Origin of the sequence: Campylobacter concisus (assembly GCF_003048615.2) — a bacterium.
GTDB classification, from domain to species: Bacteria; Campylobacterota; Campylobacteria; order Campylobacterales; family Campylobacteraceae; genus Campylobacter_A; species Campylobacter_A concisus_C.
Genome location: NZ_CP049263.1, coordinates 1,425,060 through 1,444,240, shown reverse-complemented (window position 1 = coordinate 1,444,240; position 19,181 = coordinate 1,425,060). Strand labels below are relative to the sequence as shown.

Below are 19,181 nucleotides of genomic sequence, written 5' to 3'. Positions count from 1 at the left end.
ATGAGAAAAATTCTGCTACTTTTGTGCCTAGCGCTTAGTCTCTTTGCCTTGCAAAATGACAAAGATATGCTAAGTGGCGAGCTAAAAAACGGGCTTAAATACTATATAAAAGAGAATAAACTCCCGCAAAATACAGCTATCTTTTACCTAGTCGTAAACTCAGGCTCTACTGATGAGAAAGACGGCGAGCAGGGGCTTGCGCACTTTTTGGAGCACATGGCGTTTAATGGCAGCCGTGACTTTAGCAAAAATGAGCTCATTAAACAGCTTGAGAGCCTTGGGGTTAAATTTGGCGCTGATCTAAACGCGCAAACCAGCTACGATCAGACGAGCTACACGCTAAGCATAAATGTAAATGAGAAGAATTTAAAGGACGTTTTCAAGGTCTTTTCAAACTGGATCGATGGCGTAAAGATCGACGCGGGCGAGCTTGATAAGGAGCGAGGCGTCATAATGGAGGAGGAGCGCCAGCGAAACACGCCAGCATATAGGCTCTATCTTGCCCAGAGCAAGGACATCTTTGCTGGCAGCATCTATCAAAAAAGAGTGCCTATAGGCGATATGAACGTGATAAAAAGCGTGGATGCTAAGCACATGCAAGAGTTTTACGAGAGGCTATATCAGCCAAGATTTATGAGCTTTGTAGCAGTTGGCGACTTTGATAAAAACGAGATAAAAACTCTGATAGAGAAAAACTTTAGCGCAGCAAAAAACAGCAACTCTTACGTTCATCCAGATAAAAGCATCGCTTTTAAAGATGGGCTAAATGTCTTTAACTACGACGCAAACGAGACGGCAGCTCAGTTTGTAAGACTTAGCTTTTTTGATAAATTTAAGCCAGTCTCAGACGAGGCTGACGTGAAGCGAAATTTAAAAGATGCGCTAATAGCTAGCCTTATAAATATGCTTTATGAGCAAAAAAATGCAAATAATTCATCAAATTTAAGTGTTGATTTTATGGCGCAAACGCTTCAAGCAAAGCAAAAAATTTATAGCTTTGAGGCAAATGTGATCGGAGATGATTTTAACGCTAGCCTTAAAGATATGTTAAGCGTTTTAAAGGGCATTGAGAAATTTGGCTTTAATAAAGGCGATTTTGCCGATGCGAAAAAGGCGTTTGTGGCAAATGTAGAGGCTAAATTTAAACGCTCAAAAACTAAAAAATCAAGCGCTTATGCAAGTGAAATTTTAAATATGATCGAAAATGGCGGCTTTGTGCTAAGCGATGAAGATAGCAAAAACCTTAGCCTAAAGCTCTTAAACGAGATCACGCTTGAAGATGTTAATGCTAGATTTAGGCAAATTTTAGCCATACCTGATGAGCGCGTGAGGGTCTTTAGTAAAGATGGTTTTAAACTTAGCAAAGGTGCCTTTTTGAAGCTAAAAGATGAGGTTAGCCCTTACGATACAAATTTAACTAACGTGAGCCTAAATAAGAGCCTTGGCAATGAAAATTTAGAGCCAAAAGATATCGTTTCTAAAGAATTTGATCAAAAGCATGGCATCTACACTTATAAGCTGCCAAATGGCTCACAAGTCATTTTTAAGCCACTAGCCACCAAAAAAGATAGCATCTTGTTTGCAGCCATTAGCAAGGGTGGCACTTCAGATCTTGCCGATCCTAAGCTTGGTGGCTTTGCGGTTGCGCTTACAAATGAAAGTGGCGTTGGTAAATTTAACAACTATGAGCTTTCAAAGGTGCTAAACGACAAGATAGTAAGCTACGAAAAGAGCATAGAGGCGCTTACACAGGGCATTTACGGCTCTTCAAGCAGTGGTGATCTTGGCTCGTTGCTAGCTGTTATAAATTTAGAGTTTAGCTCGCCAAGAGCCGATGCAAACGTGCTTGAGAGGATAAAACAAAGAGCAAAAGATGAGCTAGCTAAAGAGCAAAATTTGCCTGAATATAAATTTAGCACCGAATTTAGCAAGTTTTTTTACGAAAATAATAAGCGTGTCACGCCACTTGAGATGGATGATATTGATGCGTTAAAGCTAAATGAGCTAAAAGAGATCATCAAAGATAAATTTACAAATGCAGCCTCATACACCTTCGTAATCATCGGCGACACCGACGAGGAGAGGCTTTTGCCTCTTGTGAAAAAGTATATCGCCACGCTGCCAAAGCTTGGTGAGGCCGAAAATTTCAAAGACGACGGCGTGCGAAGCATCAAGGGAGAGCACACCTTTAAAAGAGGGTATCAAAGCACAAAAAGAAGCGATGTGAGCGTGGATATCGTAAATTTAGATACAAAATACAGCTTCAAAGAGGTGGTCAAGCTAAGAGCACTAAGCTCGGTCTTAAAAACGGCGCTTCGAGAAAAGATCAGAGAAGATAAAGGTCAAACATACGGCTTTAGCTTAAATGCCAAGCTCACTCGCTATCCGTATGAGCACTCAAAAGCGGTGATCGGCTTTACTTGCGACCCTGCAAACACGGACAAGATCATCGCCGAGATAAAAGAGATAATAGCTAGCATAAAGCGTGATGGCGCGCTTATGCCAAAACATTTGGAGGATTTTAAGGCGCAGAGTGAAATTTCTATAAAGAAAGATTACGAAAAGCCTGAGTTTTGGCAAAATCTCATCATCTCAAATAAAATTTTTAACACGCCACTTTACACGGCTAATGAGTATATAGATGCGGTCAAAGCGCTCACAAATGACGATATCAAAGAGGCTGCTAGGCTATATCTTGATGAGAAAAATATGGTGATAAGTATAAATAATCCAAAGTAGAAATTTTTTGGGGCTGGGCTGGCTGGCTCTTTAAATTTAAACCTGAATATAAATTTATGGAGCAAAGCTGGCTCTTTAAAATTTAAGATTAAGCAGAAATTTGAGAAGTCAAGCTAGCTCTTTAAATTTAAACTTGAGTAGAAAATTTGGAGTTAAGCTAGCTTTTTAAAATTTAAGATTAAGCAGAAATTTGAGTAGCTAAGCCAGCCTCCAGAAATTTAAATCTAAATAAAAATTTAGTTTGCTAAGCTGGCTTTTTAAATTTAAGCCTAAATAAATTTAGCGCGCCAAGCCAGCCCCAAAATTTAAACCTAAAGCTAAGCCAGTATATCCTTTGGTTTTAGCTTGTTTAGCTTTTGCACTAGATCATCAAAGCTCGCTCCATTTTCGACCTCGCGCCTGATAAATTCCTCAAAAAATTCGCGTTTTATATCCTTGTCAGTATAGGTCACGCTCTTTTTGGTAACTTGCATAGGTTTAAATTTCTCTTCTTCTATATCTTCATCGCCATCTTCTCTAACTGGCATAAGGGCGATATTTTGCAGCACATCAGCGATATTTTCGCCCTTTTCATAACTTGTTTTTAGAAATTTCAAAAACTCATCTTTGCTGTTTTTATCAGCGTAGCTTACACGCTGTAGCATCGCTTGACCTAAGATCTCTATGCGCTTCTTAGCCGATGTTTGCTCATAAGAGAGAGCCCCGTCTTTAAAAGAAATTTTCACATTTGCATGTTCGCCAAGTATTCTTTCGGCGGTAAATTCCAGCCATTTGTCTTTAAACTTATCGATACTTAGATCAGAGTCTAGCAAATTTGTAGCTTCGCGGTTTAGATAAAGTGTGCCATTGGCGTGGTTGATTAGAATTTTCAGGTTGTCGGTGGCAATAGCATATATATTGTAAGTTTTGTTAAACTCATCTACGCTAAAGCCGTTTTTCTCGCTAGTTAAAATGGAGTTTAACCTCCAAAGCTTCGTGCTATCAACGAAATTTTTAAGGCTAGCAACTTCATCTTTACCCATCTTGCTATCAAGCCCGTTCATTTTGCCCCAGATAGAAATTTTATCATTTGACGAGTAGCCAGAGAGCGATAGATGCTTGATGTCTAGGGCATTGGGAGAAATTTTTACTCTGTCTAAATTTGCGATAGTCGTTGGCTGTTTATTAAAAGTGTCTTGGTGGTTAAAGCTTTGATTAAGTCCATTTAGTGCGTTTATCATGTCAAATCCTTTAACACTATATCGGCAAATGGATTTAAATTTTAAGTGGGATTATTTTTTATTGCGGTATTTTTCAAAAATGGCGATCATCTGGTGCGAATCTTGCGCGACTTTGAGCTTGTTTGGGTTTTTGCTAAGCAGCTCTTCTCTTAAAGCGTCGATGAATTCCTTGTCCTTTTTGCAGGCTTCAAGGCTCACACGTCCTCTAAGTATAGCCATAAAAATAACATCGGCAGTCGCGTTTATCATCTCAAGCATCTTTTCTTCGCTCATTTTTCTAAATTTTGTCCCTTTTTAAGCAAATATTATTCCTTTACACTTACAAAATTTATTATTTTCACCTCTTGGCTCTCTTTGCAAGCCTCCAGCGCAGCCGCATTTTTCACCATGTGAGCGCTCTTCATATGCTCTTTTTGGCTCTCTAAATTTTCCCAGCTCTCCATAAAGCAGTATTCGCTTTTAGAGCCCGCAACCACGCCACACTCGTAGCTTATGCAGCCTTTGTCTTTTCTTGAAGCTGGCACGATCTCTTTTAAAATTTCTTCAAATTTCGCCTCGCATCCAGCTTTTAACTTTACATTTACATAAAATCCTACCATTTGTCTATCCTTTAATATTTTTTGGCTAAAATAACGCAATTTAGACGCAAGTTTGCGTATTACATTACAAGGCCTTTTAATGACTAGATGATACAAAATACTAAATTTATAACTCATAAAACCAACAAAAAAACAGTAAATTTAACCAAAATCGGAGAAAAAATGAAAAGACGAGACTTTTTAAAGCTTGGTGCCTTAAGTGCAGCAAGCCTTCAAGCAAAAGAGCTTGACGGAGCAGCTCAGGCGCTCTTTGACAAGCAAAGCGGACTAAGTGCAAACAAATTTGGCCCATTTTATGTAAAAACTATCGCAGGCCGCGTGGTTGAGACTGAGCCATTTGAGGGCGATGCGTGCCCAAATGAGCTAAACAACGCACTTCTTGATCATATCCAAAATGAAAGCCGTGTAAAATATCCATTTGTTAGAAAGAGCTTTTTGGCTGACTCAAACAACCCAAAGCCAGAGCTTCGTGGCAAAGAGGAATTTGTGCGCGTTAGCTGGGACGAAGCGATAAAACTAAGTGCGAAAATTTTAAAAGAAAATTTTGATAAATACGGCGCTGAAGCGATATACGGACAGGTTTATCAGTGGGGTAGCCTTGGTAAAGTTGGCCACAGCCAAAAGACCGCAAAGAGGCTACTTAACGTGCTTGGCGGATATGTAAATGAGCTTGGTGGCTACTCATACGGCGCAGCGACTGTCATCTTGCCGCACATCACAGGCTTTATCGATCCAACGCTCGCGCCAACAAAGTGGGAGGCTATCTTAAAAAATGCCAAAACGATCGTATTTTGGGGCACAAACCCAGTCGTTTCAAACAAGATCGCCATTGGTGTGCCGCTTCACAACTCATATAAATACTACGATGAGATCAGAAAAAAAGGCGAGAACGGCGAGATGAAAATTTATAGCGTCGATGTTTATCACAACGAAAGCGCAAGATATTTTGGCGCAAAGTACCTTGAAGTCGTGCCTTGCACCGATACGGCGATGATGATAGGTATGTGCAACTACCTTTTTGAAAAGGGGCTTTATAGCAAAGAATTTATAGAAAAATACACCGTTGGCTTTGATAAATTTAAAGAGTATATGCTTGGCACAAAAGATGGGGTCAATAAAAACCTAGCTTGGGCAAGCAAAATTTGTGGCGTGAGCGAGCAAGAGCTGGCGAAATTTAGCGAGGATCTAGCTAAAAACGACTCAGTCATAGTTAGTGGCTACGCCATCCAAAGGCAAGATCACGGCGAGATGGCGTACTGGGCGCTCGTGACGCTAAATGCGATGCTTGGACACATCGGCAAAGAGGGTTGTGGCTTTGTCACAAATGACGGCATGCACAAAAACGCTGACGAGAGCTATATAGCGCCTAAACTAGCGGCTTTTGAGACGAAGGTGCCACAAAAATTCATTGATAGTGGCCTTGTGCCAAAGACTAAGGGCTATGAGCTGCCAAACTCAAGGCTCATAGACGCACTTTTAAGTCCTGGCAAAGAGATAACTAGAAATGGCAAAAGCTACAAGCTACCAAAGATCAGAGTGATGTTTAACGCCAACGGCTCGACATTTACAAGGCATCCAGAGACTAATAGAGCGATAAAAGCTATGCAAAAAGTTAGTGCGATCATCACTTGCGAGCCATTTTGGACGAGCACGGCTAAATTTAGCGACATCGTCCTGCCAGCTGCGCTTGAGTGCGAGCGAACGGACATCGAGATGGCAAACTCAACTAACGAGTATCTCTTTGCCATTAAGCCGCTTGTCGCGCCATTTGGTGAGAGTAAAAGTGACTTCGAGATCGCAAGGCTGATCGCAAAAGAGTGGGGCAGAGAAGAGGCATTTAGCGAGGGCAAAAGCGAGCTAGAGTGGGTCAAAGAAATTTACGAAGATGCCGTTAAAAAGGCTGCTGGGCTTGGGTATGAGAGCATGCCAAGCTTTGATGAGTTTTGGCAGAAGGGTTATTTTAGATTTGACAAGGTCGATGAGAAAAAACGCTACTTTACAAACTACAAGAAATTCCGTGATGATCCAGCGGCAAATCCGCTAAAAACACCATCTGGCAAGATAGAAATTTACTCTGAAACGGTCGCTGGCTTTGGCTACGATGACTGCCCACCGCATGCGACGTGGCTTGAGCCATTTGAATGGCTGGGCGCAAAAAATAAAAAATACCCTATCGCCATCAGCGGTGCGCACTCTAAATTTAGACTTCACTCGCAGCTAAACAACTCTGTGCTTCGCCATTTTAACGAGATCGCAGAGCGTGAGCCAGTGCTCATAAACCCAAAAACAGCCGAGGCTAGAGGGATAAAAATGGGCGACGTAGTGAAAATTTACAACGACAGGGGCGAAATTTTGTGCGGTGCATTTGTGACCGAGGACGTGCCGCAAAACGTTGTCATTGTGAGCGAGGGTGCTTGGTACGACCCAGATGTGCCAGGTGAGAAGAGCCTTTGCTTGCACGGAAATTTAAACGTGCTCACAAAAGACGTGCCATCAAGCAAGATGAGCCAGAGCAACACTGCCCACACGAGCCTTGTCGAGGTCGAGAAATTTAAGGGCACGCCAAAGCGTGTCAGGGCGTTTGACGCACCAAAGATCGGCGCAAGAAAGGCCTAAAAGTAACACTTTGAAAATTTAAAGTGCTAAAAGCTATCCTTTTTTAAATAATTAGAGTTAAAATCTAAGAAAAAAGAAAGGATAGCTCATGAAAATCGCTGAAATAGACACCCCAGCGCTACTCATAGACAGGGAGATAGTGCTAAAAAACTTAGAAAAAATGCAAAAATACGCTGATAAATTTAACGTAAGCTTAAGACCACATACCAAAACGCACAAGATGCCGTATTTTGCAAAACTGCAAGTAGAGTGTGGCGCAAAGGGCGTCACGGTGGCAAAAGTGGGCGAGGCTGAGGTGATGGCAAAAGAGGGGCTAAGCGACATTTTCATCGCAAATGAGATTGTCACAAAGCAGAAATTTGCTCGCATCATAGCCCTTGTAAGATCTGGCGTAAAAGTGAGCTTTGGCGTCGATAGCGTGGGCGTTTTAAGGCTCATTGACGAGGTATTTGGCGAGGCTGGCGAGATAGCTAGGCTGCTTGTCGAGATAGAGGTTGGCGAAAACCGCTCGGGTGTCATTGAAGAGGGCGATTTTAGAGCTTTGATGAGCGCTTTTAAAGGGTGCAAAAACGTGGAATTTTGCGGCGTTTTCTCACATGATGGCCACTCGTACAAGGCAAAAGATAAGCATGAGTGCGAGCAAATTTTTAAAGTAGCGACTGCAAGAACGCTAAAATTTGCTGATATCGCGCGTGAGTTTGGGTATGAAAATTTTACCGTTAGCATCGGCTCTACGCCGTCGCTGATAAACGACTTTGAGATACCAAAAGGCGTTACGGAGCTTCGCCCTGGCACATATATATTTATGGATGCGTCGCAGGCAAATGCTTATGGCAGCTTTGATATGAACGCTGCTAGCGTGCTTAGCGTCGTGATCTCAAGGCCGACTGCGACCCGCACGATCCTTGATGCTGGGGCAAAGGCGCTAACCAAAGAGAGACGCAGCGAGGGCTTTTGCACGACGCCTGGCATGGGGCTCATCGCGGAGCATGAAGTGTGGATAGATAGTCTATTTGACGAGCATGCGATCATCTTAAACGAGAAATTTGCAAAAAGTGTACGCGTGGGCGATCTTGTTCGCATCTATCCAAATCACATCTGCCCAGTGGTAAATTTGTATGACTACGCCTATCTTGTAAGCGGCGATGAGGTCTGCGAAAAAGTGCCAGTTTTAGCAAGAGGCAGGGTGGAGTAGGGATATGGCAGATAAAATCTGCACTAAACAAATTTAAACCACCGCATGGATCGTAGTAAATTTATACTTTTTGGTAAATTTTAAAACTTTCATTCACTCGCAAGAATTGACTACTAAAATTTGGCTTCGCTTACAGCTTAGCTCAAATTTTAGAGCCGAAATTACTCGTTCATAAAATTTTAAAATTTAATAAACCACATGAAAATATAAAACACTATCAAACATCCTTTCATGCTCGTATCAAATTTTAAAACACATTTTAAACCAAATTTCACTCTTATAAACGCCGTCTAAATTTTAAGTGTTATAATTACGGCAAAATAACGATTTTAAGGAGAGTGTATGTCCTCACGCATTATCACTGGCGTTTTGATGTTTGTTGCTATTTTGGTAGTTTTTTTTATAGATAATTATATTTTAAATTTTATTTTGCTTGGCGCTGTGCTTTACTTTGCCTTTAATGAGTCGCTCAAGCTTTACGGCATCGATCACAAACAGCTAGTTTATGCAGCACTCGCATTTTACGTGCTTACATATTTTACAAATCCGATCTTCATCGCGATCCTAGCTATCATGCTGGTAGCATCTATCCTTGCACACATAAAAAGCGAAAATTTAAAGCTAGTCGCCCCTTTTGTCTATCCGACAACTCCTATATTTATGATGTGGATGCTTTATTCAGAGTATGGCATGGGCTATCTTGCATGGCTTATCTTAAGCGTCGTTGCAAGCGATAGTGGCGCATTTTTCGTTGGCAAAGCCTTTGGCAAGCATCCGTTTAGCCCAAGCTCACCAAACAAAACCATAGAAGGCGCAGTTGGCGGCGTGATAGTGGGCACTATAGTTGGCTGCGTAGTTGGAAATTTCGTAACAGATGGATTTTTTCAAATTCTATTTTCAAGCTTTTTAGTCTGCGTCTTTGCGGTCTGGGGAGATCTCTTTGAGAGCTACTTAAAAAGACTTTGCGGTGTCAAAGACAGTGGCGCGCTTTTCCCAGGTCACGGCGGCATGCTTGATAGGATAGATGGCTATTTATTTGGCGTTGTTGCGCTACTTTGGTCGCTATCGTGGTAATACTTGGCTCAACTGGCTCGATCGGCAAAAATGCTCTTAATCTTTGCGAAAAATTTAATGTAGAGGTTGAGGCGCTAAGCTGCGCTAAAAATGTTGATCTTCTAAACGAGCAAATTTTAAAATTTAGGCCAAAATTTGTCTGCGTGGGCGATGAAAAGCTGGCTAAAAATGTAAAAAATGTTGAAGCTAAAAACGTCTTTTTTGGTGAAGTTGGACTGCTAGAAATGCTTGAAATTTCAAGCTCAAAAAAGGTGATAAACGCCCTTGTTGGCTTTGCTGGACTTGCTCCTAGTCTAAAGACGCAAGCACTTGGTAAAAAGCTGGCACTTGCAAACAAAGAGAGCCTTGTAGTTGGCGGCAAATTTTTAAAAACAAGAGAAATTTTGCCAATTGACAGCGAGCATTTTGGGCTTAAATTTCTACTAGAAAACAAAACTACCACAAGCAAGCTTATCATCACAGCAAGTGGCGGGGCATTTTATAAAAAGCCGATCAAATTTCTAAAAGATGCCACGCCAAGCGACGCGCTAAAACACCCAAACTGGGATATGGGCGCAAAGATAACAATTGATAGCGCGACGATGACAAACAAGCTTTTTGAGGTGATGGAGGCCTACTGGCTTTACGGCATAAAAGATATCGAGGCCGTGATAGAGCCAACCTCAGCCATCCACGCCGTAGTCGAGTTCGTAGACGGCTCAAGCACAATGCATCTCTCGCGAGCAGATATGAAGCTAGCTATCGCGCATGCTATCTTTGAAAAAGTTGAGCAAAATATCGTCTCGCACGCAAATTTACTTGATCTAAAAAATATCAAATTTCACAAGATCAGCCTTAAAAAGTATCCAGTCTTTTCACTAAAAGATGAAGTCTTGGCAAACCCTGATCTAGGTGTTGTAATAAACGCTGCAAACGAGGTTGGAGTATTTAGCTTTTTAGAGAAAAAGTGCTCATTTTTGGATATCTCAAGGCTCATTTTGGGCTTGGCTAAGAAATTTAAGAGTCTTAAAATTTCAAGCGTAGATGAAATTTATGAAGTTGATAAAGAGGTTCGAGAATACGCAAAAAGGATGCTAAATGCAAAGGTATGAGGGGTATAAATTTGATCTTAGGCAAAGCTTGATCGGTGTGCAGTTTTTATTTGTCGCCTTTGGCGCGCTCGTGCTCGTGCCTATTCTTACGGGGCTTGATGCAAACGTAGCGCTCTTTACGGCTGGCCTTGGCACGCTGCTTTTTCAGCTAATAACTAGAAAAAATGTTCCGCCTATTTTTTTAGCAAGCTCGTTTGCCTTCATCGCTCCGCTTCAGTACGGCATCGAAAAATGGGGCATACCAGTGACCATGGGCGGCGTTATATTTGCTGGATTTTTCTACGTCGCACTAAGTCTTGTCGTTCGCTTTGGCGGAGAGAAAATTTTGCATAAAATTTTGCCTCCAGTTGTCGTTGGTCCAGTCATCATGACCATAGGTCTGATATTAGCTCCAAATGCCGTTAAGATGGCTACTTCAGCTACCGAAACCTACACTCAAAACGTAGCTATGATGGTAGCAGCCACCTCGCTTATAGCTACTATCGTTGTCATGATGCTAGGACGGGGGATGTTTAGGCTCATACCGATCCTGCTTGGCATCATCGCTGGCTACATCGTGGCTTACTGCTTTGGCATGGTTGATTTTAGCGCCATCGCAAGCGCCCCTTGGTTTAGAGTGCCAAGCTTTAGCGCACCAAAATTTGAACTTGAAGCGATCATCTATATGATACCTATCGCCATCGCCCCAGCGATCGAGCACATCGGCGATATGCTCGCTATATCAAACGTCACAAAAGAGGATTTTTTGAAAAATCCAGGTCTTAAAAACACCCTTTTAGGCGACGGTCTAGCCACCTCGCTAGCTGCTGCCTTTGGTGGTCCGCCAAACACCACCTACTCAGAGGTCACAGGCGCAGTTAGCCTTACTAAAGCGTATAATCCAGCAATCATGACCTTTGCAGCGATCACTGCTATCGTGCTAGCCTTCGTTGGCAAGCTTGGCGCGGTGCTCTCGACCATCCCAGCTCCAGTTATCGGCGGTATCATGCTGCTACTTTTTGGCATCATCGCAAGCGTTGGCATGGAGACACTTATAAAAAACAGAGTCGATCTTGCCGATCCTAGAAATATGATAATCGTAGCCCTCATCTTCATCTTTGCCATCGGCGGCATGGTGCTTGATCTTGGTGCGGTTAAATTTTCAGGTATCGGACTTGGCGCGGTTACTGGTATAGTTTTAAATTTGCTTTTGCCAAAAACAAAGCATTACGAAGGATATTAATGCGTAAATTTAGACTTTTTCTAGCAGCTCTAGCGGCTGCAAGCCTTGCAAATGCAGGCGCACTGGACTATGCACTTATCAAAAAAGGTGAGCCAAGTAGCAATACTATGCTCTTAATCGGTGGCATACAAGGCGACGAGCCAGGCGGCTTTTTGGCGGCCTCTATCGTGGCGACTGACTATAATATCACAAAAGGCTCGCTTTGGGTTGTGCCAAATTTAAATTTCCCAAGTATCATCGAGCGAAGTCGCGGCACAAAGGGCGATATGAATAGAAAATTCGCCCACGTCGATAAAGACGATCCAGACTACAACTCGGTGATGAAGATAAAAGACGTTATCACCGACAAAAACGTCACTCTCATTTTAAATTTACACGATGGCAGCGGATATTACAGAGATACTTTTATAAATAAGGACGAAAATCCCGACAAATGGGGCAATACCTGCATCATAGACCAAAGCACACTACCAGGCTCAAAGTACCCAGAGCTTGAAAGCATCGCCTCAAGCGTAAAAGACGTGCTAAATAAGCACCTTATAGATCCAAAACATCAGTATCACGTAAAAAATACGCACACAGCGATGGGCGACAAAGAGATGCTAAAAAGCCTCACCTATTACGCGATCACGCAAAACAAGTCCGCCTTTGCAAACGAAGCTAGTAAAAATTTAAACGCCGAGCAAAGGACATATTATCACCTTATAGCGATCGAGGAGTATATGAAAAAGGCTGGCATTAGCTTTACTAGGCCCTTTGAGCTCGATGTCAAAAGCGTGAAAAAAGCGATCGAAAAAGAGATTAGGCTTGAGCTATTTGACAGCTACGCTCTTAGCCTTAAAAATTTAAAACCTGTGATAAATTTTGTCCCATTTAAAAAGGGCGAGCTAAGCTACCACTCGCCAAATCCACTAATCGCCGTTATAAAAGAAAAAGAGACTTACAAAGTGCAGTATGGCAACCGCTCTGTCACTAGGCTAAAACCGCAATACTTCGAGTTTGCAAAGCCACTTGATAAAATTTCTCTTATGAGCGATGGCAACGAGCAGGTGCTAAAAAGCGGCGATAAATTTAGCGTTAAAAAGAGCTTTAAGATAAAAGCTCTCAAAAATGTGCGCGTAAATGTCATAGGATACGGCACTAAAAGTGTTGATGAGAGCGAGCAAGAGATCGATAAAAACAGCCTAAACAAAAGCTATAGCATAGATAAAGATGGCAAAATTTACCGAGTTGAGTTTTACAAAAGTGAAAGTGGCAAAGAGAAATTTGCTGGCATGATACTAGCGGAGTTTAGATGATACTTGGCATCGAAAGTAGCTGCGATGATAGCTCTGTCGCGCTCATAGACGAAGAGACGCTGGAGCAAATTTATTATAAAAAGATCTCGCAAGAAGAGGAGCACGCTATCTTTGGTGGCGTGGTTCCAGAGCTTGCGGCAAGGCTTCATACAAAGGCGCTGCCAGCACTTTTAAATGACATCTTGCCAAATTTAAAAGATATAAACGCGATCGCTGTGACAAACGAGCCAGGGCTAAGCGTGAGCCTGATAGGAGGTGTGAGCATGGCAAAGGCGCTAAGCATCGCCCTAAATATCCCACTAATCGCCGTAAATCACCTAGTTGGCCACATCTACTCGCTATTTTTAGACCATGAAGCCACCTTCCCACTTGGCGTTTTGCTAGTTAGTGGCGGACATACGATGATTCTTGAGATTAGCGAAAATGGCGAGATTTTGGAGCTTGCAAGCACAAGCGATGATAGCTTTGGTGAGAGCTTTGACAAGGTGGCAAAGATGCTTGATCTTGGCTATCCAGGGGGTGCTGTGGTACAGCAAAATGCACTTTTGTGCGAAGATAAAGAGAGGTTTAAATTTACCGTCCCACTTCTTCACGACAAACGCCTTGAATACAGCTTTTCGGGGCTTAAAAACCAAGTCAGGGTTGAAATTTCAAAGCTTGAAACTATCACACAAAAAGATATCTCAGATATTTGCTACGCCTTTGAAAATACGGCCTGTGAACACATCTTAAATAAGCTTGAAAAGGTTTTTAAGCTAAGAAATTTCAAGCGTTTTGGCGTGGTTGGTGGAGCAAGTGCAAATTTAAATTTACGAAAAAGGCTTGAAGCGCTTTGTCAAGAAAATGGATGTGAGCTTTTGCTAGCCCCGCTTGCGTTTTGCTCTGATAACGCGCTGATGATAGCAAGAGCTGGGCGTGAGAAATACTTAAAAAAAGAGTTTATCTCGCATGATAAGCTAACTATAAACCCAAGGGTTAGCTTTAAGAAATTTGAGCTAGATCTATAATTTTCTTCAAAACCTTTTATTTAAAATTTTCTATTTTTAAATTTTTAAAACAATACAAATTTGCGCTATTTCAAGCTTAAATTTTCAATAATTATTTTAATAAATTATATTTATGTAATTTATTTTAATAAAATCATAATAATTTAAACTTTAGTTTGGTACTATTTCATCAAATTTACAAAAAGGTAAAATGATGAAAAAGGCTCTATTTCTAGGATTTAGCGCACTTTTATTATTAGTGGGCTGCAAGGAAAGCAACATAGGTATTGTTAAAAACTACATTTTAAAAGGTAACAAATCAATAACAATAGGCTCAGCGATAGATAGCTTTAAGGGCTGTACAAGCACTCAGTGGCAAGACATCAGTAGTGACGATAAAAAAGTGGTTAAAGTAAGTTGCGTTGTGGGGAAAAATGTGCTTGAAGATGAGTTTGAAAGAAAAAATAGCGGCTACATAAAAGCTCTAAATAATGCAAAAGCTGCTCAGCAAAAAAGAGTTGATAACAGCTTAGAGCTAGCACTTGATAGTGCAAATAGCATATTAAAAAGTGGTAAAAGCATAGATAAAGAGACTATTTTATCAATTGCAAACAAGCACTGTAAATTTGATCCGACAAAAGAAAGTGCTGGCTACCTAGCCTCTGTTAGCTGTGACCTTGAGTTTAAAAATGAGCTTGCTCAAAATTTGGATATCAAACAAAAATGGGTCTTTGACAACGTCGTAGCCCAAAGCAAATATGCCGCCTACTACTCGCAAAAAGAGCCAGAAGTGATCTATTTTGGTGAAAATGCTAGAAAGGTAAATGAGAGAGTTATTGAGCTCACTTTCACGATAAATAGCGATAAAAGTGTGAGCATCTCAAAGGTTACAAAGATAGATGATGGCGATACGAAAGATATAAACCGCGGTTTGGTTGCGATGTTTTATGCAAGATAAATTTTGCTACTAAAATAAATATCTTTAAGTTTAAAAGTATTACATTTTAAAAGCATGCTCTAGTTCATTCAAATAAGAGCAAATTCGCTATTTTGAGAAGTTAAAATTATATTTTACTATCTACTAAAGCTCGTAACTCTTCTTTGATAGCTTCATAAGTAAAAATTTAATAAAATCCCAAAATATCAATAAAAAGAGTCTTTATGGATGAGTTTTTAAAACAGGCTTGGCGTGCAAATAAAATTTACACAAATGCTGCTGCTAGCGTGCCATTTTACCCAGATCTGCTAGCTCTTCTTCTAGTTTGCGACGAGAGAAATTTAGACCAGTTTATGGCGCTTGATGAGTTTAGAGCGGTGCTAAAAAGGCTTAAGGTTGAGCTAGATATATTTAGCATACAAAGTGCGCAGCTTGCGACTCTTAAAGCACTAAACGAGGCTAAAATTTCAAGTGATGAGATAGTAAAATACCTAAAAATATTGTGCGATGAAAAGATCATAGATGATGAGAAATTTACCTTTTTAGAAAAGATCATAAGCAAAAACAAAGGCGCTAATGAGGCTAAAATTTCTCATACCAAGCCAAAAGATCACTTCCATAAAAACCTAGACTTTTTAAATGAGATAAACGAAAAAGCAAGCTTACTTGATAGTGATAAAACATTTTTAGAGGCGCTTATGGCTGCCAAAAAAAGATCAAACGAAACGCTTTTTAACATAGCTGCAAGCGGCGTCATAAATTCTGGCAAATCAACCCTTTTAAACGCCCTTTTAAACAAGTCCGTCCTTGGCGCTTCAAACGTGCCAGAAACGATAAATTTAACCATTTTAAAATACTCCAAAGATAGCTTTGCAAGGGTAAATTTTTACACCTTAGATGAGCTTTTGGTACTTGGCATATCAAGTGAAAATTTACCAAGCAAAAGCGTAGATATCGGCATAGGTGAGATAAAAAACTACACCTCTTCAAGCTCAAAAACAGCAAATCTCGTAAAAAGCGTCGAGCTTTATGACGACTTAGAGCTTTTAAAGGACAACGTCTGCATCATAGACACGCCAGGCATCGATGATGCGGTGGTTTTAAGAGAGCAGATCACTACAAATTTTATGAGAGAGTGTGACCTTTTAGCCCACCTCATGAACGCCTCACAAAGTGCCACGCAAAAAGACGCTCTCTTTTTGAAAAAATGCCTTGAAAACTCGCACATCGTAAGGATTGCTGTGGTGCTAACTCACGCTGATGAGCTAAGCGCTAAAGAGCTAAACGAGACGCTAAACTACACTAAAAAAGCGATTGGCGAACAGATAAATGGCGTGGAGATTGATTATTTTGCGCTTAGTGCAAAAAGCTACTTAGAAGGCGCTGCAAATAGCGGCGTAGAGGAGTTTAAGGACTATCTTTACGAGGTGCTCTTTGGCAAAAATTCTAAAAAATCAGCCCTTATCTTAAGCTCGTATCAAAAGGAGCTAAAAAATATCCTAAATAGCAAGCTTGAAGCCACTAAGGCTGAAATTTTGTCGCTCAAAGCTTATGAAGTGGAGCTTAAAAAGCTTCAAAACGAGCAGGCAAACGTCAAAAACGCACTTAGCGAAAATTTCTCTAAACTTGAAAGCCTAACCAAAAATGAGCTTGCAAAGCTTGAAAGTAGCAACACTAAAAACATCTATAAAATGGGGCTTGAGACGCTTTTGCAAAACCTAAATGATAAGGTAAAAAGCGAGATAACCTACTGCAAAAGCAAAAAGCAAAGCTTAAATTTAGATCGCCTAGAGCAAATCGCAAAAACGACACTTCGAGACGGTGTGATGGCACTTATGAGAGAGGCTAGAAACGAAACTTTGGTGCAAACAAGATCGTGCGAGCAAAATATCGCTTTAAATTTTGATGATTATGCTATGAGCAAAGATGAGATTTTTAACATAAATGACTTTTTAGAGCAAATGGGCGTAAAGCTTGAATTTAAGGAGCTTTTAGCTGCATTTAGAGCTAAAATTTCAAGTGACGCAAGTGAAGCACTTTTAGGCTTAAAAGAGGGCTTACTAAAAGATAAAAATATCTCTCAATTTTGTGAAATTTTAACTGACCATGAAAAAAATCGCCTTTTAAATCTCATAAAAACCTATGAAACCACTCAAAAAGCCACGCTTGATAAGAGGCTAAAAGAGCTAGATCGTGAGCTAGAAAAGCTTAGCTCGCAAAATCAAAACTCACTTTTAAAACTAAAAGAGCAAAACGCCCTGCAAGATGAAATTTGCTCGCTTTTAGGGGAGCTAGAAAATGTTTAATGAGTTTATAAATGCCTATAAGGCGAGATATTTTAAGGTTTTTACAAGTGACTTTAAGGGTGAGCTAGCAAGGCTAGTAAATGAGCTAAATGATCCAAGCCTGCACGCAAGCGATGAGATAAAAGAGAGCCTAAATTTACTAATCGACACTCTAAATGAGCCGCCTCTAATCGCTGTTATAGGGCAGTTTTCAAGTGGCAAATCAACATTTTTAAACGCTCTGCTTGGACAAAACATCTTGCCATCAGGTCTAACGCCTGTCACGGCAAAGGCTGTGCGGCTAAAATTTGCAAAGATGCCACTTCTTAGCGTGAAATTTACAAATGGTAACGAGAGCTTGCTAGCTAGCAGCGAGCTTGCAGAGCTAAACGCCATGAGCGAGCAGATAAAGAGCATGACACTTTATGCGCCAAGTGAAATTTTAAAAGAGGTAAATTTCATCGACACGCCCGGGCTAAACTCACTACGAGATGCCGACACAAAAGAGACCAAAAATACGCTAAAAAAGGTCTGTGGCGCGATCTGGCTAAGCCTCGCAAACAACGCTGCAAAGGCTAGTGAGCTTGAAAGCGTAGAAGAAATTTTAAGGACAAACGATATAAAGGCTCTTTGCTTCATCAACCAAAAGGATAAGCTAGGCGAGGACGAGCTTGAAAGCTTGCTAAAGCACGCTAGGCAAACTTATGGCGAGCTTTTTGAAGATATCATCGCTATCTCGTCAAAGCAAGCACTCCATGGCATCACAAATGAAAACAAGAGCGAGCTAGAAAGCTCAAATTTCGCTAAAGCACTAAGCGCGGTAAAAGAGACGTTTTTAAGTGCCAGTTTTAAAGAAAATTTCATAAAAGCAAGGGCGAAAAAGATAGTAAATTTTTTGATTAGCGAGCAAGAAAATCGCCTTAAAGTTTATGGCGCAGCTGATGAAATTTTAGATAAATTTAATACCACGCTTGAAGAAAAACTAGAAGCGATAAAAGAGGAGTTTAAGCCTAAAATCGCCCTGCGATACAGCGATATGAGCGAGGCCATAAAGCTTGCAAGTGATGAAGTTTTTAAGCTGCTTAAGCCATTTTCTAGGACAAAATTTAACCCAGCAAAGACGCTCTTAAACAAAGAAATTTATAAACGCGAGAACTTTGAGATGATAAGCCTTGACACGGACGAGGTCTTTTCAAAGCTCATCTACGAAGATATCGTCTTTTCTAAATTTTTTAAACGCTACAAAAAAGACCTAAAAGAGCTTGAAAATGAGATCATATCGGCTTTTAATGGGCTTTATAAAAGTTTAGAAGATGAGCTTTTCGTTTACAAATCTCGCTACGAGAGCTTTAATCCATTTGATGAGTTTGCCTCAAACTACGAGACAAAATCGATAAACACCTACGCTGGCAGGACCTATGAGAATTTCTTAAGAGAGTATGAAAATGCCAAATTTAAGGCGACGCAAAAGATATCGCTCTTTTTTGAAAAGCTTGACGTAAAGGTTGCGTCAAACTACGAAAATGCGCTTAAGCTTGCGGTTTATTTTCTAAAGCAAAAGATCGAAAACTCGCTAAATTCGCACCTGCAAATGGGCACGCCACTTTATATCCCAAGCGCTAAAGAGGTTTATGAGCGCATGCTAAATGCCTTTAGTCTTTATGAATTTGACGATCTTATGTGCTCAAATAACTCGTTTTTAAATAAAACTTTGCTTGACATAAAGACAGAATTTAATGAAATTTACGCCCAAAAAATAGCGATGCTTGAGCGCCTAAAGGCAAAGCCAAAAGAGCAAATTTTAAAGCTAGAAAAACTGCAAGAGAGTTCGGTGATATTAAAGTGAAATTTACTTTTGATTTATTTGTCTAAGATTTATTTAAGAAAATTAATAAGTATTTACTGAAATTAAATTATAT

General features: G+C 40.6%; 14 protein-coding genes. 11 read left to right on the top strand and 3 right to left on the bottom strand.

Annotated elements, in window-relative coordinates; translation table 11 throughout:
* Nucleotides 1–2,739, top strand: coding sequence for a M16 family metallopeptidase (locus CVS89_RS07305; protein WP_107847620.1), 2,739 nt, complete (start codon nucleotides 1–3; stop codon nucleotides 2,737–2,739).
* Nucleotides 2,740–3,056: 317 nt separating this feature from the next.
* Here CVS89_RS07305 and CVS89_RS07300 read toward each other — a convergent pair whose 3' ends face one another.
* Genes CVS89_RS07300 through CVS89_RS07290 form a run of 3 tightly spaced genes read right to left on the bottom strand, consistent with a single transcriptional unit; the run spans nucleotide 3,057 to nucleotide 4,558 of the window.
* Nucleotides 3,057–3,959 (bottom strand): hypothetical protein, encoded by a 903-nt coding sequence (locus tag CVS89_RS07300; protein ID WP_107847622.1) that lies wholly within the window; start codon nucleotides 3,957–3,959, stop codon nucleotides 3,057–3,059.
* 51 nt (nucleotides 3,960–4,010) lie between these two features.
* On the bottom strand, nucleotides 4,011–4,232 hold the full coding sequence (locus tag CVS89_RS07295) for a nicotinate phosphoribosyltransferase (protein WP_087581498.1): 222 nt from the start codon (nucleotides 4,230–4,232) through the stop codon (nucleotides 4,011–4,013).
* A gap of 32 nt (nucleotides 4,233–4,264) precedes the next feature.
* Nucleotides 4,265–4,558, bottom strand: coding sequence for a putative quinol monooxygenase (locus tag CVS89_RS07290; RefSeq protein ID WP_021084216.1), 294 nt, complete (start codon nucleotides 4,556–4,558; stop codon nucleotides 4,265–4,267).
* A gap of 162 nt (nucleotides 4,559–4,720) precedes the next feature.
* On the opposite strand from CVS89_RS07290, the gene CVS89_RS07285 reads away from it, so the two are divergent.
* The 10 genes from CVS89_RS07285 (at nucleotide 4,721) to CVS89_RS07240 (ending at nucleotide 19,108) form a co-directional block, all read left to right on the top strand.
* Nucleotides 4,721–7,174: a molybdopterin-dependent oxidoreductase gene (locus tag CVS89_RS07285; RefSeq protein ID WP_107847731.1), complete on the top strand. Its 2,454-nt coding sequence runs from the start codon at nucleotides 4,721–4,723 to the stop codon at nucleotides 7,172–7,174.
* Nucleotides 7,175–7,262: 88 nt separating this feature from the next.
* Nucleotides 7,263–8,369, top strand: coding sequence for a D-TA family PLP-dependent enzyme (locus CVS89_RS07280; protein ID WP_107847624.1), 1,107 nt, complete (start codon nucleotides 7,263–7,265; stop codon nucleotides 8,367–8,369).
* 342 nt (nucleotides 8,370–8,711) lie between these two features.
* The gene (locus CVS89_RS07275; RefSeq protein WP_107847625.1) at nucleotides 8,712–9,443 is read left to right on the top strand and encodes a phosphatidate cytidylyltransferase; all 732 of its coding nucleotides are present in this window, start codon (nucleotides 8,712–8,714) and stop codon (nucleotides 9,441–9,443) included.
* Nucleotides 9,425–10,534, top strand: coding sequence for a 1-deoxy-D-xylulose-5-phosphate reductoisomerase (gene dxr / locus CVS89_RS07270; RefSeq protein ID WP_107847626.1), 1,110 nt, complete (start codon nucleotides 9,425–9,427; stop codon nucleotides 10,532–10,534). The genes CVS89_RS07275 and dxr overlap by 19 nt, the downstream gene beginning before the upstream one ends.
* Nucleotides 10,521–11,756, top strand: a complete 1,236-nt coding sequence (locus CVS89_RS07265) for a uracil-xanthine permease family protein (protein ID WP_107847627.1) — start codon at nucleotides 10,521–10,523, stop codon at nucleotides 11,754–11,756. Before dxr ends, CVS89_RS07265 begins: the two co-directional genes overlap by 14 nt.
* Nucleotides 11,756–13,054, top strand: coding sequence for a M99 family carboxypeptidase catalytic domain-containing protein (locus tag CVS89_RS07260; protein ID WP_107847628.1), 1,299 nt, complete (start codon nucleotides 11,756–11,758; stop codon nucleotides 13,052–13,054). The genes CVS89_RS07265 and CVS89_RS07260 overlap by 1 nt, the downstream gene beginning before the upstream one ends.
* Nucleotides 13,051–14,061: a tRNA (adenosine(37)-N6)-threonylcarbamoyltransferase complex transferase subunit TsaD gene (gene tsaD, locus CVS89_RS07255; protein ID WP_107847629.1), complete on the top strand. Its 1,011-nt coding sequence runs from the start codon at nucleotides 13,051–13,053 to the stop codon at nucleotides 14,059–14,061. Before CVS89_RS07260 ends, tsaD begins: the two co-directional genes overlap by 4 nt.
* A gap of 193 nt (nucleotides 14,062–14,254) precedes the next feature.
* On the top strand, nucleotides 14,255–14,998 hold the full coding sequence (locus tag CVS89_RS07250; RefSeq protein WP_107847630.1) for a hypothetical protein: 744 nt from the start codon (nucleotides 14,255–14,257) through the stop codon (nucleotides 14,996–14,998).
* Between the two features lie 203 nt (nucleotides 14,999–15,201).
* Complete coding sequence (locus tag CVS89_RS07245) at nucleotides 15,202–17,283, top strand: dynamin family protein (protein ID WP_107847631.1); 2,082 nt, start codon at nucleotides 15,202–15,204, stop codon at nucleotides 17,281–17,283.
* On the top strand, nucleotides 17,276–19,108 hold the full coding sequence (locus tag CVS89_RS07240) for a dynamin family protein (RefSeq protein ID WP_107847632.1): 1,833 nt from the start codon (nucleotides 17,276–17,278) through the stop codon (nucleotides 19,106–19,108). The genes CVS89_RS07245 and CVS89_RS07240 overlap by 8 nt, the downstream gene beginning before the upstream one ends.
* Nucleotides 19,109–19,181 lie beyond the last annotated feature (73 nt).

What these genes read in the sequence shown, in the direction of transcription:
- CVS89_RS07305 (WP_107847620.1), top strand. Translation starts at nt 1, where the DNA reads ATGAGAAAAATTCTGCTACTTTTGTGCCTAGCGCTTAGTCTCTTTGCC.
- CVS89_RS07300 (WP_107847622.1), bottom strand. Translation starts at nt 3,959, where the DNA reads ATGATAAACGCACTAAATGGACTTAATCAAAGCTTTAACCACCAAGAC.
- CVS89_RS07295 (WP_087581498.1), bottom strand. Translation starts at nt 4,232, where the DNA reads ATGAGCGAAGAAAAGATGCTTGAGATGATAAACGCGACTGCCGATGTT.
- CVS89_RS07290 (WP_021084216.1), bottom strand. Translation starts at nt 4,558, where the DNA reads ATGGTAGGATTTTATGTAAATGTAAAGTTAAAAGCTGGATGCGAGGCG.
- CVS89_RS07285 (WP_107847731.1), top strand. Translation starts at nt 4,721, where the DNA reads ATGAAAAGACGAGACTTTTTAAAGCTTGGTGCCTTAAGTGCAGCAAGC.
- CVS89_RS07280 (WP_107847624.1), top strand. Translation starts at nt 7,263, where the DNA reads ATGAAAATCGCTGAAATAGACACCCCAGCGCTACTCATAGACAGGGAG.
- CVS89_RS07275 (WP_107847625.1), top strand. Translation starts at nt 8,712, where the DNA reads ATGTCCTCACGCATTATCACTGGCGTTTTGATGTTTGTTGCTATTTTG.
- CVS89_RS07265 (WP_107847627.1), top strand. Translation starts at nt 10,521, where the DNA reads ATGCAAAGGTATGAGGGGTATAAATTTGATCTTAGGCAAAGCTTGATC.
- CVS89_RS07260 (WP_107847628.1), top strand. Translation starts at nt 11,756, where the DNA reads ATGCGTAAATTTAGACTTTTTCTAGCAGCTCTAGCGGCTGCAAGCCTT.
- tsaD (WP_107847629.1), top strand. Translation starts at nt 13,051, where the DNA reads ATGATACTTGGCATCGAAAGTAGCTGCGATGATAGCTCTGTCGCGCTC.
- CVS89_RS07250 (WP_107847630.1), top strand. Translation starts at nt 14,255, where the DNA reads ATGAAAAAGGCTCTATTTCTAGGATTTAGCGCACTTTTATTATTAGTG.
- CVS89_RS07245 (WP_107847631.1), top strand. Translation starts at nt 15,202, where the DNA reads ATGGATGAGTTTTTAAAACAGGCTTGGCGTGCAAATAAAATTTACACA.
- CVS89_RS07240 (WP_107847632.1), top strand. Translation starts at nt 17,276, where the DNA reads ATGTTTAATGAGTTTATAAATGCCTATAAGGCGAGATATTTTAAGGTT.